This window comes from Methanolobus vulcani (assembly GCF_006546655.1).
Taxonomy (GTDB): Archaea; Halobacteriota; Methanosarcinia; order Methanosarcinales; family Methanosarcinaceae; genus Methanolobus; species Methanolobus vulcani_A.
In genome coordinates this window covers 131,684-146,838 of sequence record NZ_VIAQ01000015.1, presented here as the reverse complement: position 1 = coordinate 146,838, position 15,155 = coordinate 131,684, and the positions used below count along the sequence as shown (strand labels likewise).

16 protein-coding genes are annotated in these 15,155 nt (G+C 42.8%); 10 read left to right on the top strand and 6 right to left on the bottom strand.

The features are described from left to right. Positions 1–136: 136 nt before the first annotated feature. From FKV42_RS08085 to FKV42_RS08070, 4 genes are all read right to left on the bottom strand, one after another. Positions 137–814 (bottom strand): class I SAM-dependent methyltransferase, encoded by a 678-nt coding sequence (locus tag FKV42_RS08085; RefSeq protein ID WP_154809724.1) that lies wholly within the window; start codon positions 812–814, stop codon positions 137–139. 90 nt (positions 815–904) lie between these two features. Then, the gene (locus tag FKV42_RS08080; RefSeq protein ID WP_230375559.1) at positions 905–1,696 is read right to left on the bottom strand and encodes a TrmB family transcriptional regulator; all 792 of its coding nucleotides are present in this window, start codon (positions 1,694–1,696) and stop codon (positions 905–907) included. Between the two features lie 64 nt (positions 1,697–1,760). Then, entirely contained in the window at positions 1,761–2,828 is a 1,068-nt protein-coding gene (locus FKV42_RS08075) for a COG1361 S-layer family protein (protein ID WP_154809723.1), read from the bottom strand. Beyond that, entirely contained in the window at positions 2,825–5,134 is a 2,310-nt protein-coding gene (locus tag FKV42_RS08070) for an efflux RND transporter permease subunit (protein WP_154809722.1), read from the bottom strand. The genes FKV42_RS08075 and FKV42_RS08070 overlap by 4 nt, the downstream gene beginning before the upstream one ends. 187 nt (positions 5,135–5,321) lie before the next feature. Here FKV42_RS08070 and gatC point away from each other — a divergent pair, with 187 nt between their 5' ends. The 5 genes from gatC to FKV42_RS08045 all read left to right on the top strand — a co-directional run bounded on the left by gatC (position 5,322) and on the right by FKV42_RS08045 (position 9,969). Then, positions 5,322–5,603, top strand: a complete 282-nt coding sequence (gene gatC / locus FKV42_RS08065) for an Asp-tRNA(Asn)/Glu-tRNA(Gln) amidotransferase subunit GatC (RefSeq protein ID WP_154809721.1) — start codon at positions 5,322–5,324, stop codon at positions 5,601–5,603. Between the two features lie 9 nt (positions 5,604–5,612). Then, on the top strand, positions 5,613–7,040 hold the full coding sequence (gene gatA / locus FKV42_RS08060) for an Asp-tRNA(Asn)/Glu-tRNA(Gln) amidotransferase subunit GatA (RefSeq protein ID WP_154809720.1): 1,428 nt from the start codon (positions 5,613–5,615) through the stop codon (positions 7,038–7,040). Further along, complete coding sequence (gene gatB, locus FKV42_RS08055) at positions 7,040–8,461, top strand: Asp-tRNA(Asn)/Glu-tRNA(Gln) amidotransferase subunit GatB (protein WP_154809719.1); 1,422 nt, start codon at positions 7,040–7,042, stop codon at positions 8,459–8,461. Before gatA ends, gatB begins: the two co-directional genes overlap by 1 nt. A gap of 253 nt (positions 8,462–8,714) precedes the next feature. Continuing rightward, on the top strand, positions 8,715–9,605 hold the full coding sequence (locus tag FKV42_RS14015; protein ID WP_196214089.1) for a hypothetical protein: 891 nt from the start codon (positions 8,715–8,717) through the stop codon (positions 9,603–9,605). A gap of 103 nt (positions 9,606–9,708) precedes the next feature. Continuing rightward, positions 9,709–9,969 carry a DUF3795 domain-containing protein gene (locus FKV42_RS08045; RefSeq protein ID WP_154809718.1) on the top strand — a complete coding sequence of 87 codons (261 nt, stop codon included), beginning with the start codon at positions 9,709–9,711 and terminating at the stop codon, positions 9,967–9,969. 79 nt (positions 9,970–10,048) lie between these two features. Here the strand turns inward: FKV42_RS08045 and FKV42_RS14130 are convergent, their stop codons facing one another. Then, positions 10,049–10,702, bottom strand: a complete 654-nt coding sequence (locus FKV42_RS14130) for a winged helix-turn-helix domain-containing protein (RefSeq protein ID WP_230375558.1) — start codon at positions 10,700–10,702, stop codon at positions 10,049–10,051. Positions 10,703–10,911: 209 nt separating this feature from the next. On the opposite strand from FKV42_RS14130, the gene FKV42_RS08035 reads away from it, so the two are divergent. The 5 genes from FKV42_RS08035 to FKV42_RS08015 all read left to right on the top strand — a co-directional run bounded on the left by FKV42_RS08035 (position 10,912) and on the right by FKV42_RS08015 (position 14,692). Next, positions 10,912–11,061 carry a 50S ribosomal protein L40e gene (locus FKV42_RS08035; RefSeq protein ID WP_154809717.1) on the top strand — a complete coding sequence of 50 codons (150 nt, stop codon included), beginning with the start codon at positions 10,912–10,914 and terminating at the stop codon, positions 11,059–11,061. Positions 11,062–11,069: 8 nt separating this feature from the next. Beyond that, positions 11,070–11,813: a phosphoglycerol geranylgeranyltransferase gene (locus FKV42_RS08030; protein WP_154809716.1), complete on the top strand. Its 744-nt coding sequence runs from the start codon at positions 11,070–11,072 to the stop codon at positions 11,811–11,813. A 62-nt stretch (positions 11,814–11,875) separates the two neighbouring features. Beyond that, positions 11,876–13,597: an ABC transporter ATP-binding protein gene (locus FKV42_RS08025; protein ID WP_154809715.1), complete on the top strand. Its 1,722-nt coding sequence runs from the start codon at positions 11,876–11,878 to the stop codon at positions 13,595–13,597. A gap of 123 nt (positions 13,598–13,720) precedes the next feature. Further along, positions 13,721–14,065, top strand: coding sequence for a phasin family protein (locus FKV42_RS08020; protein WP_154809714.1), 345 nt, complete (start codon positions 13,721–13,723; stop codon positions 14,063–14,065). Between the two features lie 15 nt (positions 14,066–14,080). Beyond that, on the top strand, positions 14,081–14,692 hold the full coding sequence (locus tag FKV42_RS08015; protein ID WP_154809713.1) for a hypothetical protein: 612 nt from the start codon (positions 14,081–14,083) through the stop codon (positions 14,690–14,692). A 32-nt stretch (positions 14,693–14,724) separates the two neighbouring features. On the opposite strand, the gene FKV42_RS08010 is transcribed toward FKV42_RS08015, so the two are convergent. After that, a complete protein-coding gene (locus FKV42_RS08010) occupies positions 14,725–14,994 on the bottom strand; it encodes a DUF3303 domain-containing protein (protein WP_154809712.1) in 270 nt (89 codons plus the stop codon). Positions 14,995–15,155: the final 161 nt, after the last annotated feature.

Sequence of the window (15,155 nt, the reverse complement as noted above, 5' to 3'; positions counted from 1 at the left end):
TTCTCTTTTTTCAGTTCTGTAGAATTCCTCATTTTAATGGTTTATGCGATTGTGCATGCCTTCCATGGTTGCAGGCTATCAATTTTGTGAGAGAATTACAGATTCAAATTCATACCAAAATATATGAAGAAAAAGATCAACTCTTTTTCCCCACCACAACAAACCCATTTACCCGATTCCCGGTCCTTGTCATAAAAGTGTCCCTTTTGAAAAACTCAACCTCAAAACCATTCTCAATTAACAAAAAAACAAGTTCCTTCTCAGTAAAATGGTGAGCAGTATAAGCAACCTCACCGGTCTTCTCATCATAAGCTAAAAATGAACCCTCTTCTTTTGTCACAGGCAAGTCCCTGAGGTAACGTTTACGATAAATTTGCGAATGCCACGTCTGTCCGAAATCTGCAATGTAGAGATGACCATCCGGTTTAAGGACACGGCAGGCTTCACGCACAATTCTGGAGCGGTCTTCCTTTGAACCAACAACCGTGAGAAAAGCCTGCATAATAACAACATCAAAACATTCTTCTGCAAAAGGAAGAGCAACGGCTGTGGCTCTTGCAAATGCAGGAGCCATCTGGATTTCATTTTCTGTGGCAGCTTTTGCAGTCATTTCCAGAGCATCGCGATTAATGTCGATGCTTGTGACCAAAAATCCATGTGAAGCCAGTTTTATACTTACATTTCCTGTGGCGCATGCAACATCAAGAATATGAGCATCAGGATGTGTATACCTGAAGATGACCGGATCAAGTTGGATTGTTGCCGGAATATCTTTTCCCTCAACATCTAACCATAGATTTTTGTAGTTGGCCATACTCCCGGACTTCCCTATTACCTATTAATAACTACGATAATCACAATATCATAAATACAGTATATTGCACACAAGTTAAAAAGCAATTAGTCATACAGATATCGGAGTAGATGATTCCCATTCAGTATCTACAAAATGCCTGAATATCTCCACATGCTCCTGTCCGCCATACCATGTGGCATTGAGACTAATGGGGACAACATCATTTTTTATAGTAATGACGAGAATTTCCCTATTGTCCACAAGCAATATTCCGCCTTTAAGCGGACTGGATTTTTTTACTTTGCCGTAGACCCTGACCTGAGCTCCTGGAAATTCCTTGACAAACTCCCCCACATGTTCCTTGTCACGCCCGGTGATTTTTACCTGCACACCTTCACGGATCTTTTTCTGGACTGTATCTTTTATGCTGTCCATTATTGGATAGACTTTTGTCACTTCATATAAAGAAGAATATGAAGAAGCAAATACAATCTCTTCTCCGGCAGATTCCAGCATCAGGTTTATCTTATCATTGACATTTTTCACACCGCTTATATTCCAGACCGAGCCTTCTTCCTTATCGCCATCCTTCGCATGGTATATGTTCTCAAGCTGGTCACCAGAGAATTCAATAGCTTTCTCATAGTCCGCCTTCAACCTGTTAATCAGTACTTCCGGTGGCAGTGCCTTATAGCGCATGGGTTTGGTATTCTGAGTCTCGATCAGTCCCTTGTCATCGAGTTTTGTAATCACACCATAAACTGCGGAGCGCGGAATACCTGAAAGGGCATGGATATCCGCAGCCGTGCCACTTCCATACTGGGTAAGTGCAATCAGGACCTTTGCTTCATAAGATGTTAGCCCCAGTTGCTGAAGTGCTTCTATCAGTTTGTCCATCATAATTACTTACCGTAGTTCCTTTATTTGTTATTTCCCTATGGTCATACTTTATCCCTGTTCATTATTATTCTTCTTTTCTTTTATTCCTGGACCGCATGTACAAAGGCGTTCCAATAATACCAACAAGAACAACAGCACCTATCATGATATTTCCATCCAGACCGGACTGTGATGATCCTACATCCACCGGAGCCTTCAGGTCATCAGAATACTGACTGTCATCATGTTCATCAGTATATTTCACTTCAGTGTTGATTGCATAGGATTTCACCGTTGCATCATCTGCCACATTCACCTCAAAGGTTGCTGTCTTTGAATCACCCGGATACATATCACCAAGATATGCTTCATCGTCTGTGGTCGTGAAAGGATCAACGACGCTTATCCTTGCAATACAGTCGTATGCAACGTTATCGCCTGTGTTTGCATATGTAATATTGACGGTTTCCTTGTCACCCTGCTGAATATCAGATTCAGTCTTTATCACCTTAAAATAAGGTTCATCCTCTACAACAACATCGATGTACATTGTCTGGTTCATATCCTCATACCAGTAATACACATCACCATACGGAGGAGTGACAGCAGAGTCTCTCTGATACCTGTAGGTCACAAAGAGCTTCAGCCTGTAGGTGCCTGCCTCTGCATCATCATATATTTCGATAGGAAATTCTGCTGGTGATGAAAGTGACCTGCCGGAACTAATAGACCCCAGAAGCTCAGTATCAAGCTGAATGTCTATAGGAGCATCAGTATCTACAAGTGAAAGTGTTGCAGTTATCGAATCAGCCGTTGTGATCGCCCTGTCAGATGCAAGTTCACTTGACATGAATGACCGGGTCATGGTTTCCCCATATTCATCGAGATCATCATCGATATTATCGTCATTTGCTTCGTAACCTGTGAGCTGACCATCATTCATGAGGTTCACATACAGGATAGCATCGTCTCCCCTATCAAATGTATCATCACATGCGAGGTTTGCTACCAGATGAGGAGAGCCGTAAACATCGTAATAATCATCTGCGATCTCTGAAACAACGCTGTCATCTATAGTTGCCGAAGCAAACTGTACACTACTGAGCAGCAGGATAGCTGCCATCAGCATCCTTGCATTTTTGAGGGATATCATATACTCACCTTGTTAGATTCAATATGTTTTTCACTTGTTTTGCGTCCTGACCTCCAGAGATCAAGGTTTACCATGATAGGCGGCAGGACAAAGACAGTACTTACCAGCGAAAAAGCCACGGCTATTACCGTTACTTTTCCAAAGGCACTTATCATAGGGAATGAGGATATTATCAGGGCTGAGAAGCCGAATATCACAGTGGAACCTGAAGCAATAATAGCAGGTCCTATGGAAGAGGCGGCCTTTTCCAGAGCATCATAGGGTTCCAGTCCATTTTCACGTTCCTCGAAGTAACGCTCAAGCATAAGTATCGTGAACTCTGCACCAATACCAATCGCAAGAGCACCAAGTGTGGCTGTCAGCGGATTATATGACATATCGAGCAGGTACATCACACCTCCAATCCATCCGGTGACCATAACAATTGGTAATATGGTGGCCAGCGCCTTCAACCAGTCCTTGTAGATCACCAGCATACCGAGGAAGATGATGGCCATTCCAAGATAACCCATCTGAGTTCTTCCGGATGTGAGAGCATCTATGATCGACGTGGTGGTAACTTTTGAACCGGTAACTGTTACCGAGACCCCTGCCGGTGGATTATACCATTGCAGATCGCTTTCTACCTGATCGATGGTATTGGATATCTGTTCGGAAGAGAGGTCCTTATCAAGATCAAGATTGATGACTCCCATGTTCCCGCCTTCGATGTACTGGCCAGTGACTGTCGAAGACATGCTGTCAATAATATAGTCTACAGTATCTTCGTCAGTGGGTATGGAACCGTATGAGGAATATATCAGCGAAGCAATGCTGCCTGAATCCGTAATATGACTGTTGTCATCTACCTCCCGCTGCGAGAAATCAACCATCCATTGCAGGACATCAGGGTCCTTTATGTCATCGGCCTTGACAATGATATTGATCTGGTCAATACCGCCCATGACACGGGTCAGTTTTTCAAGATTCTGCAGAGCAAGCATGTCCTGGGGAACAAAGTCCTTTGTATCTGTCTGCACACCGACTTTCTCATCGGCATAAAGGCCTGAAACTGCAAGTATGAGCGCCAGGGAAATTACGATTATAGGCCGCTTTGCCGAGAACATCGATACTTTTCTGAGAACTCTTCCGATTGCCGTATCATTTGTATTGACCTGTTTTTTTGCCGGAACATTCCGACCAGAGGAATTACATGCCTTTTTCTCATCCCGCCTGTCCAGCAGATATAGTATTGATACAAGAATGAACATGGAAGCAATATAACAGAGTATTACTCCTATCAGGCTTATTTTTCCAAAATCCTGTATCATTGGTACGCTGGAAATAAAGAGGGCGACAAATCCAAGAGAAGTAGCTACCACTGCTGTGCCTACTGCCGGACCTGTGTGCTTTATTGTATCAATGACGGCCTCTTCTACGCACTCGCCTTTTGCCAGTTCTTCTTCAAGACGATTGTGGAACTGGATAGCATAGTCCGCTCCTAGTCCTATCAGGATTGGGAAGACTGCCATGGTTGCCATTGTCATGGGTATATCCATATAGCCCATTGCTCCGAATGTCCATACAAGGCCTACAAGAACTACCGGCAATGGCAGAAGACACCATCTTACATGATGGAAGACTACCAGCAGAGCCAGGATCATCAATATGAAAGCAAGCAGGAGCATGCTCTGAAGACTTGAGCTCATTTCCTCAGACATCGCTATCAAAAATGCAGGATCACCTGTGGCAACTGCTGTTGTGCCTGCAGGGAAATCTACTGTATCGAGTGCCCTGTTGACCTGATTAAGAACTCTTTTCTTGTTATCTTCATCAATGCCGCTGGTCATCTGGACCATAATAATAGTATGCGTGCTGTCGGGCAGGAACTGGTCAACGTAGGCAGATGGAAGCTGGGCAATTATTGCCTGTATAGTATCATCGTTTGGTATCTCATTTCGACCGGTTACAGAATACGCTGCATCCTTTACAAGGGATGCCATACTCATCACGGTTTCAACGTTCTTATCTGTCCCTATGATCCCGTCAAAATCATCGATGGTTTCCAGAACCTCAGAATCCGTTGCGTCATCGGAATCTACGAGCACCAGCACAAGGTCATTACCAAAATTCTGTTTGTAAAGATGATCATAGTTCAGGTAGATATCCGAATCCTTTGATACGAAGGTGTCTATTCCGCTTTTCTGCTCTATCAAGCCTGCACCCTGAATTGCAATGATAATCAAGAGAATAGCTACGAGAATTATTCCTTTGGGCCATTTCTCTATGAAATACCCTATTTTTCCATAGACATCTTTTGCAGACATGATATCTGTTAGTAGGACATTACTAACAAAATATATAGTTGATTAATAACAGCAATTTGTTATTATTAAAATAAAAACTACATTGATTCCGTCCTTAACCAACATTTTTAATATAATCGCCTGCTTTTCTAAGACTTAAATTATTACATATTATAACTATATCCCATTTCAACTAGAGGAACTTACGATGATCACTAAAGAAGAGGTAGAACACGTAGGCTGGCTCGCACGTATCGAGATCGATGCAAAAGAATCTGATGCATATGCAGAGAAGCTTAACTCCGTACTGGACTATTTCGGGCAGCTCGATGAGGTCGACACCGAAGGCGTAAAGCCAACATACCATGTAGCGGACATTGTGAACGTGTTCAGGAAAGATGAAGTCACAGAATCGATGCCACAGGAAGATGTGCTTGCAAACACCGAACACAAGCAGGAAGGAAACTTCAAAGCTCCAAAGATTATGTGAGGTGGACAAATGGCAGCATGGACAGACATTTCAGGCATCAGACAGAAAATTGCAGACTCTTCAGCCGAAGAGGTCACTGCCTCTTACATTGAAACCATTGGCAAAAGCAAGATAAACGGATTCACCACCGTCTCTGACGAGGCTATCAACGCAGCCCGTGAGATAGACTCAAACGGTCATGAAGGCCCTCTTGCAGGTGTGCCAATCGCAATCAAGGAGAACATTTCCACAAAGGGACTCTCCACAACCTGCTCATCAAAGATACTTCAGGGATATGTGCCACCATACGATGCACATGTCATTGAGAAATTGAAGGCAGCAGGTGCAGTAATTCTTGGAAAGACGAACATGGACGAATTTGCCATGGGAACGTCCACTGAATCAAGCTACTACGGACCAACATTCAACCCATGGGACATGGACAGGGTACCCGGAGGGTCATCAGGTGGCAGTGCAGCAGTTGTTGCAGCAGGCGAAGCACCAGTATCACTTGGTTCTGACACAGGAGGATCAGTCAGGTGTCCTGCAGCATACTGTGGAGTAGTCGGAATAAAACCAACCTACGGATGCATTTCAAGGTACGGACTCATCTCATACGCAAACTCACTGGAGCAGATAGGTCCCCTTGCAACAAACGTAGCAGACATTGCAACCATCATGGATGTTGTAGCAGGTTACGATAGCAGGGACAGCACATCCATCAACAGGGAGAACACTTACAGCGATGCCCTGAAGGACGATGTAAAAGGCATGAAGATCGGTGTTCCCGAAGAATACTTCGGAGAGGGCATCGATGAGAATGTCGAAAAGGCAGTGTGGGACTCAATATCAAAATTCGAGGATATGGGAGCTACCTACGAGAAGGTATCCATGCCACACACAAAATATGCCCTTGCATCATATTATATTATAGCCATGAGTGAAGCCTCATCAAATCTTGCACGTTTTGACGGAACAAGATACGGATACCGTGCAGATGGTGACAACTGGCACGTAATGGCATCAAAGACCCGTGCAGAAGGCTTTGGCCCTGAAGTAAAACGCAGGATACTTCTCGGAACCTATGCACTTTCAGCAGGTTATCATGATAAGTACTATCTCAAAGCACTTCAGGTAAGGACACTTGTGAAGCAGGACTTCGATAGGGCTCTTGCAAACGTTGATGTGCTCATGGCACCAACAATGCCAGCACCGGCATTCAAGATCGGTGAGAAGATAGATGACCCGCTTTCACTTTACCTTGCTGATGTCAACACAGTACCGATCAACCTCGCAGGTGTGCCATCCATCTCAGTTCCATGTGGATTATCAGATGGAATGCCTGTGGGACTCCAGATAATCGGTAAGCACTTCGATGAGAACACCATCATCAGGGCTGCTTACAGCTTCGAACAGAATACCGATCATCACACCAGAAGACCTCCGGAGGTGGCATAATGGTTTACGAGAACCCTGACGGAATAAGAATTGGACTTGAGGTTCACGTCCAGCTGAACAAGCTCAAGACAAAGTTGTTCTGTGGTTGTTCCACAGAGTACCATGACTCCGAACCAAACACACACGTATGTCCTGTATGTCTCGGACTTCCAGGTTCGCTGCCGGTTCTTAACGAGAAGGCAGTGGAATTTGCCATAAAGGTCGGTCTTGCACTTAACTGTAGTATTGTGGAGCAGACCCAGTTCCACAGGAAGAATTACTACTACCCTGACCTTCCAAAGAACTTCCAGACTACACAGTACGATTTCCCGATCGCAGCCAATGGGAAAATAATTATTGAAGGCGAGGACGGGGAACACGTAGTTGGTATCACCCGTGCCCACATTGAAGAAGATCCTGCAAGATTGCAGCATATGGGAACCATTGACAGGTCCAAGGGTACACTTATCAACTACAACCGTTCAGGCATGACACTTATCGAAATCGTCAGTGAGCCTGACATGAGAAGCCCAAAGGAAGCAAGACGTTATCTTGAGAAACTCAAGAGCATACTTGACTATCTTGGTGTGTTCGATGGTGACCTCGAAGGTGCAATGAAGGCGGACGCAAACGTTTCCGTATTCTGGGGAGACCGTGTTGAAGTTAAGAACATCTCTTCATTCAAGGGTCTTGAGAGAGCTCTTGTCTATGAGATTATGAGGCAGAAGAACCACATCAGACGTGGCGGAGAAATCGTCATGGAGACAAGGCACTTCGATGAAGCAAGGGGAGTAACTATTTCCATGCGTACCAAGGAGGAAGAACATGATTACCGTTACTTCCCCGAACCTGACCTCGTTCCTCTTAGAGTTGCTGACTGGGTGCCGGGAATACGCGAGACTCTGCCGGAACTTCCTGACGCAAAGAGAGAGCGTTTCATGGAGCAGTACGGTCTTGGCGAAACACATGCAAGAGCACTCACCACCGAGATAAAAGTGGCTAACTTCTTCGAAGAAGTTGCGGCAAAGGTTGACCCGAAGGACGCAGCCGTATGGGTTTCTGACATCCTAAAAGGTGAACTAAACTACCGTGAACTCAGTATCGATGCATTCACAGTAGAGGACATCGTTGCAGTTGTTGAGCTTGTAACAGGTAACAAAATCACTGAACAGAGTGGTGTTGAGATCATACGTACAGTTCTTGATGACGGTGGCAAACCACAGGACATTGTTGAAAAGAAAGGTCTTCTCAAGGTGGAAGATGACATCGTTGCAACAGCAGTTGAAGAAGCAATTGCCGAGAACCCTGACGCAGTGGCGGACTACCTTGGAGGAAAGGAAAAATCCCTTAACTTCATCGTGGGCAAGGTCATGCAGAAGACAAAGGGACGTGCCGATGCCCGTGAAGCAAGAGAGAAAGTGCTTGCAAAACTGAATGAGTGATTTTAGTGAGGTCATGTACCTCATTTATTTTCTTTTTTTGATTCCCATTTTAGCATTTGTTAACTATCTGTCTATTTTTTTAGTTGGAGATTATGGCCATAAATTTTTTAATGGACTATATGTGATTATTTGTATAAAATAGAAAAATTCAGTATCAGAATGAAACTGAATAATCTGCAAGTCAGAATAGATAACTGAAATGCAAAAACAAGAACACCGCCGGATTTGTAAAGGAATGAAAATCAGATTGTTAATGTTATACATTGTTGCTATGGTATTGTGTCTGTGCCTGATACAACCTGCAATGTCCTCGACTGAAGAGGAAGAAAAGGATGCTGCTCAATTAAAGCTTGAAGAATTTGAAGCCGAATTAGGTGAAGAAGGAATGCAGGAAGTTGAAGATTATTTGGCATTACAGGCTTCCCTACCGGATGTTGTCAAGAGAATGCCATATCGGGCGCTTGCCTTTGCCGCTACTAGACCTGAAAGTCAAACTGTTTATATGGGATATATCGACAATTTTAGTGTCTCTGAAGAAGAAAAGGAAAGATATAAGAGCGGGCTACAGGATGTATGGGATAGATACCCATTCAATATTACTGTATATGATTATCCATTTATGGCTGAAATTGGACCTATGATTGAAGAGGAAGCTTTCAGCATATATAGTCCGGAGGAACTGGAAGCAATGCAACCAGTGGAAGTGCAGTCCGAGTCCGAACTCATGAACTATTTGTTAGTAGTGTGCGGTACTGAGGAATATCTGGAAATACAGAAATCTTTGGTGGAAGTGGTTAACCTTCCATATGGCCTGTTTGCTTTTGTCGCATACGTTCCCGAAGGTCAGGTTGAAGTTATAAGATACATTGATAATTCCAATATTTCAGAAGAGATGAAGGAGGAATACAAAAATAAAATCCGGGGCGTCTGGGAAAGATATCCCAATACTACAACAACAGAGGATTCTCAGTTGATGCTTGAACTTTACAGTATAACAAAAGATGTCAAGCTCGATGAAGAAGATTCAAACAGCAGTTACCTACAATCTTCCGAAGCTGAACAGATGACAATCCAGGGATTTGCGGGAGCAACGGCAGTTGCTGTTGTATTGCTATGTATCTATCTTTTTAGAAAAAATAATTAATTGGGTGAACAATAAGTAGTTTTAGAATTGTCAATATCCTGAAGCTTAGAAAATATGATTGCTACCTTTCAGAAAGAAATTATCGGCAAAAATGAGGAATGTTATGTTTGAATCTAGATGCGGAGTACTTTGTGATTCATGTGAGCGTAAAGAACAGGTTTCATGCACTGGATGCTTAAACATGGAAAAAACATTCTGGGGAGGAGAATGTGGTGTAAAAACATGTTGTGAAGCAAAAGAACTCAATCATTGTGGTGAATGTGAAATATTTCCCTGTGAAATGCTTTCCAATATGGGAAAAGAACAAGGTTTTGATCCATTGATCAAAATTGAGCAATGTAGAATATGGACCAATGAAGAATAGATCAAATATATCTGTATCTTACATATATCGAACTATTTACGGGCAGGCAACAAATACAAGCCCGCCCGGAAAAATATAATTACAGGTGCTTCGGATCAACATTCACAAGGAATGCCTCGCCGCGTGGTGTCAGAACGTAAGTTGTGTCGTCCTCTTTTTCAATGTAGAGAGTATCCACAAGCATATCGAGATTCAGTCTGGCCTGCATATCATTAAGATCGAACTTTTCCTTGATCTCGTCATAGGTCATTTTTCCTTCACCCAGATTTTCAACAATGTGTCTGCGAGTGGGATTCTGCATAGTTCTCAGGCCTGCCTTATGGTCCTCAGTAGGGTTCTCCTTGAGTTTTCCTTCTTTCTTTGCTTTCTCGTGCCATTCCTGCCATCTTACCTTCAGGTCGTCCTTTGGCTCTACACTCTCAAGATATTCCTCACCACGTGGTGTGATAACATAAGTATGCTCATCTTCTTTTTCAATGTACAGAGTATCCTCAAGCATCCCCAGATGCAGTTTTAGCGGCATGTCATCAAGGTTGAATTCGGTCTTTAGCTCGTCAAATGTCATCTTCTTTTTATTCAGGCTTGTGATGATATTCCTTCTTACAGGATTTTGCAGGGTCTTCAGTTTTGCGTCATGATCCTCTTTTGGGTCCCTGTTGAGCTTACCCTCATTCTTCATCCTTGCATACCATTCCTTCTTTCTTTGTTCCAGATCCTCTTTTGACATATCCATCGTTCATTATTAATGATGAATTTTTATAAATACTTAGTCCTGAAAAAGAGAAAATTAGCAGCAATATTTATACCATAGAAAGTAGTCTCAGAACTAATCAATAGGACATGAAATGAGCTTGGAATTTGCCAAAACAATTATATGTTTTGAGCATCATGTAAGCAGCCTATTATCCTAATTACATATCATAATCATTCAGGTGAAAAATAATGGCAAGATTTCCAGAAGCTGAAAACAGAATACTGATTAAGAAGATCTGTATGGACTGCAATGCACGCAATGCAGTACGTGCAACAAGATGCAGAAAATGCGGCGGCAAAAGCCTACGCATGAAGTCCAAGGAATCAAGAGGCGGCTGATCGTTCTCATGCAAGTGGAAGAGTACCTTGATAAGATCGCTGAAAGCGAAGGTACAGTTCACTTGACACTTATCGACCCGGCATCACAAACCCCGGATCAGGCAGCAGAAATAGCTCATGCTGCTACGCTCGGGGGAACAGATGCTATAATGGTCGGTGGTTCCACAGGAGCCGGAGGAGTGCTCCTTGACCAGACGCTCCTAAAAATAAAAGAGAGAACAGACAAACCCACAATATTATTCCCGGGAAATGCATCAGGCGTCAGCAAACATGCCGATGCTATATTTTTTATGAGCTTACTTAATTCCCGTGATATTAACTACATCACCACCAATCAGGCAATGGGCGCTCCGGTTGTTTACAAGAGTGGAATTGAACCCATCTCCATGGCATATATTATAGTAGAGCCGGGAGGAACTGTTGGCTGGGTAGGTGATGCAAAGCTCATACCAAAACGCAAACCAGAACTTGCAGTAGCATACGCACTTGCAGGAAAATATCTTGGTATGCACTATACCTATCTTGAAGCAGGATCCGGTGCAGATTCACCGGTCACTCCGGAAATGATAGGTGCGGTCAAACACGTCCTCGGAGACAACAAACTGATAGTTGGCGGAGGAATACGTGATGGAGAGACTGCAAAGATGTGTGCTCTTGCCGGAGCGGACATGATAGTTACAGGAACTATCCTTGAAGAGAGTTCTAACGTTACTGCCAAGGTAGAAGAGCTGGTTTCAGCCATTAAGAAATAGTTGAAGGATTACCTTTTTCTTTTATTTGCCTTCAGACCGAAATAACCCATGGAGGTTTGACAATGCTTGAAGTACGGAATATCGTTAAAGAATACGAGTTCAATGGTGACAAAAAAAGAGTTCTTGATAATGTAAGTTTTGATGTTGCAGACGGTGAAATATTAGGAATTACCGGAAAGAGCGGCAGTGGGAAAACTACTATTTTGAAGATTCTTCGTGGTATTGAGGACTTTGATTCCGGTTACTTTGAGCTGAATGGAGAAAGGATAGAACCAAATCCTGAAAGGGAAAAAATCAAATTCCTGACCCACAACAGTGCAATACACCTTCAGCGCAATTTCGGACTCTGGAACGGCCCTGCCATTGAAAATATCATTCGCAAGCTGAATTACATTATAGAAGGTCACGAAGGATTACCTGAGCCAGATGCACTTCATTATGATGAGATGTACGAAGAGGCAATGTACTACATGCGCCTTGTCAGGCTTGAACACAAAGCAAAACACTCTTCAAACCTGTTAAGCGGTGGCGAGAAACAGAGACTCATACTTGCCCGCCAGCTTGCAGCAAAACCAAAACTTCTACTCCTTGACGAACCGGTAACAATGACCGATCCCGGTACAAAACAGGAGATGCTTGATGTAATAAAAGACATCAGAAAAGAACTTAACATTCCGATTGTTGTTGTTTCACACCTACCGGAGATCCACCTTTACCTTGCAGACAAGGTTGTTTACCTTGAAGAAGGAAAAGTTATCGAAACTGGAGAAGCTAAAGATGTGCTGAAACATTTCCTAAAGGATATCAAAGAGCAGACTCCTCTGGCAGAGATTACCAGCAAGGAACCTATCATAAAAGTGAGAAGACTTTCAAACCGCTTTGCTCTGCTGCGTGTAGGAGAAGTCCTGAAATTCGAAGACCTTTCCCTTGACATAAATAAAGGAGAGATAACTGCCCTTATCGGACCATCGGGTTCCGGAAAGACAACACTACTTAAAATGATAGAAGGTCTCAGATTCCCTAAAGAAGGAGAGATCACATACCTTCATGACGGAAAGTGGCTCAATATCATTGATTTTACCATACAACGCCTGGATCTTCGCAGTAAGATGAGCATTATGCACCAGGATTTCACCCTGTCGCCACACTCTACAATAAGAGACCAACTGGCATTCAGACTCCGTCTGAAAGGCGAAGGTTCTCTGGAGTATGCAAGGAAGAAAGCTGCTGAACTTGGCATCTCTGATGAAAATCTCGATACACTTTACAGGATAACTGAAGTTACCGAGGAAGAAAAGGACAAGGCTCTCCGTGAGATTGGTTTATCCATTGACATTTATGCAAAACTATTCCCTTCAATAACCAAAGGCACTGTTGACACTCAAGCTGCCGAGGTTTTTGAAACACTTGACCTTCCAATGTCAATCCTGGACAAAACACCATACCAGATAAGCGGTGGAGAACATGTCAGGGCATACATAGCACTGGCACTTGTCACAAGTCCTGAAATACTCATGCTTGACGAACCATTCGGTGACCTTGACCCTGTGACACTCAGGGATGTGACCAATTCCCTGAAGAACATAAACAGGAAATTCGGCACTACAATTGTGTTTGTAAGTCATCATACCGATTTTGTAAAGGAAGCGGCACATAGGGCTATTCTTATAGACGATGCAGAGATCACAATGGATGGAAGCCCGGAAGATGTTTGCCAGAAGCTCATTGAAATGAGCAATGCAAAGTATCTCGAGCATGACCTGCATGAACTTGTAGAGAATTAATCACGTTGGCCTTCGGGCCCGCAACTCTTTTTTTGCTGCTGGTATATTAGTTCCAGACGTAGTCATATTTCCAGAACAAGATTTTTATTCTAACACCTGCTAATTAATCATTGGAGGTTTAAAATGAAAGACGTTACAGACATCACAGAAGTCATGAAAAAAGTTGGTCTTTTTGGAATTGGCTTATGGGCACTGACTGAAGAAAAGATACAGGACATCACTGATGATCTTGTCGAAAATGGGGAGATCAAAAAGGAAGAAGGCAAGAAGTTTGTCCGTGAAGTAATGGACGAACAGAAGAAGCAGAAGGAAGAACTTGAAAAGAAGATCTCATCAAAAGTCCAGGATACCATCACCAAGGCAGATGTTGCAACAAAGGATGAAGTCAGGGAACTTAAAGATATAATTTCAAGTCTTGAAGCCAAGATAGACAAATTAGTAGACTCCGACAATAAGGAAGACCTTTAAGCCTGAAAAGGAGGAGTGCCCTTCAGCAAAGATAACAACCTCTTTTTAAATTTTTCAAAGGCACTTTATTCTTTAACAACTGAACACAGGGAAGGAAATCCCGAAGCAATTGTGGAAGAGTGGAGCTTTTTTCCACTTAGTCCATGTACGGGTGACATTCTGGACATAACGGGCAGAACCGGAGCCAATGAAAACATCACAATGGCAGTCTCGTTTTCAATTATTGCCCCTGTAACAGATAACAGATACGAACATTTGTTTGAAAAAGTGGGAATTCCGGGAGGAAGCAATAGTTTCCAGGTAATGGCACAGAAAGTCCATGACCTTACTTTCATTGTGAGGATGTTTGTTGACTTTAAACGCAGTTTTGATGCGGAGAATGGAATTGCACAGTTCTATGAAAAGAACGTTCCCCAAGGAGATTATGAAATCATCATTAGCGGAAATGCTGTTGAAGGTGAGAATGATGTCAGACTGGACTTTCTGGCAACGCAGACCATCAAAGCTGACAATGAAGGCAGATTTCACCGGAAATATGATACTTGCACATTACCGGAAGGCGATTTTACAGTAAAGATAGGAAATCGTAAGAAAGTGATAAGCCTGACAGAAAACAAAAAAGAATAAAGGAAAGTCTTGATGATTAAGTCAAAATAGATTTATAATCCCTTTGAGATCATCAGCTTGATAAAATCGGTCGATTCCATTACCGGAACACTGTCAATCAGACAGACATCGGACCATGGAATGTTAAATTCTGCGTATGCTTCGTTGCTCTCAGCCTCGTAAAGTATGAAATAGCGTCCTCCATTGAGGTCTACCCACTGGTTGATTATTGTTATTCCTGCAGGCGGCCTGAGATTCTTGAAATGTTCAATTACCTTTTCATTATCCTGCGGGTCCCATGTGCTTATATCGAAAAATAACATATATTCCCACTCCTTTTGTATTGTTGAATAAAACCATTTTATTTTAGTATTTAGTTGGTATTTATTCTGACATTAATACTCGGATATTAGTAATTATATAACTGTCCCTTTAATTTAAGGAAAGTACAATCTGGAATGCGAAAAGATATGTTTGCAACATA

Bases quoted from the DNA above. Each gene is read 5' to 3' on its own strand.
- gatC (WP_154809721.1), top strand. From the start codon at position 5,322: ATGATCACTAAAGAAGAGGTAGAACACGTAGGCTGGCTCGCACGTATC.
- FKV42_RS08010 (WP_154809712.1), bottom strand. From the start codon at position 14,994: ATGTTATTTTTCGATATAAGCACATGGGACCCGCAGGATAATGAAAAG.
- FKV42_RS08080 (WP_230375559.1), bottom strand. From the start codon at position 1,696: ATGATGGACAAACTGATAGAAGCACTTCAGCAACTGGGGCTAACATCT.
- FKV42_RS08070 (WP_154809722.1), bottom strand. From the start codon at position 5,134: ATGTCTGCAAAAGATGTCTATGGAAAAATAGGGTATTTCATAGAGAAA.
- FKV42_RS08030 (WP_154809716.1), top strand. From the start codon at position 11,070: ATGCAAGTGGAAGAGTACCTTGATAAGATCGCTGAAAGCGAAGGTACA.
- FKV42_RS08085 (WP_154809724.1), bottom strand. From the start codon at position 814: ATGGCCAACTACAAAAATCTATGGTTAGATGTTGAGGGAAAAGATATT.
- gatA (WP_154809720.1), top strand. From the start codon at position 5,613: ATGGCAGCATGGACAGACATTTCAGGCATCAGACAGAAAATTGCAGAC.
- FKV42_RS08025 (WP_154809715.1), top strand. From the start codon at position 11,876: ATGCTTGAAGTACGGAATATCGTTAAAGAATACGAGTTCAATGGTGAC.
- gatB (WP_154809719.1), top strand. From the start codon at position 7,040: ATGGTTTACGAGAACCCTGACGGAATAAGAATTGGACTTGAGGTTCAC.
- FKV42_RS14130 (WP_230375558.1), bottom strand. From the start codon at position 10,702: ATGGATATGTCAAAAGAGGATCTGGAACAAAGAAAGAAGGAATGGTAT.
- FKV42_RS08045 (WP_154809718.1), top strand. From the start codon at position 9,709: ATGTTTGAATCTAGATGCGGAGTACTTTGTGATTCATGTGAGCGTAAA.
- FKV42_RS08020 (WP_154809714.1), top strand. From the start codon at position 13,721: ATGAAAGACGTTACAGACATCACAGAAGTCATGAAAAAAGTTGGTCTT.
- FKV42_RS08035 (WP_154809717.1), top strand. From the start codon at position 10,912: ATGGCAAGATTTCCAGAAGCTGAAAACAGAATACTGATTAAGAAGATC.
- FKV42_RS08075 (WP_154809723.1), bottom strand. From the start codon at position 2,828: ATGATATCCCTCAAAAATGCAAGGATGCTGATGGCAGCTATCCTGCTG.
- FKV42_RS14015 (WP_196214089.1), top strand. From the start codon at position 8,715: ATGTTATACATTGTTGCTATGGTATTGTGTCTGTGCCTGATACAACCT.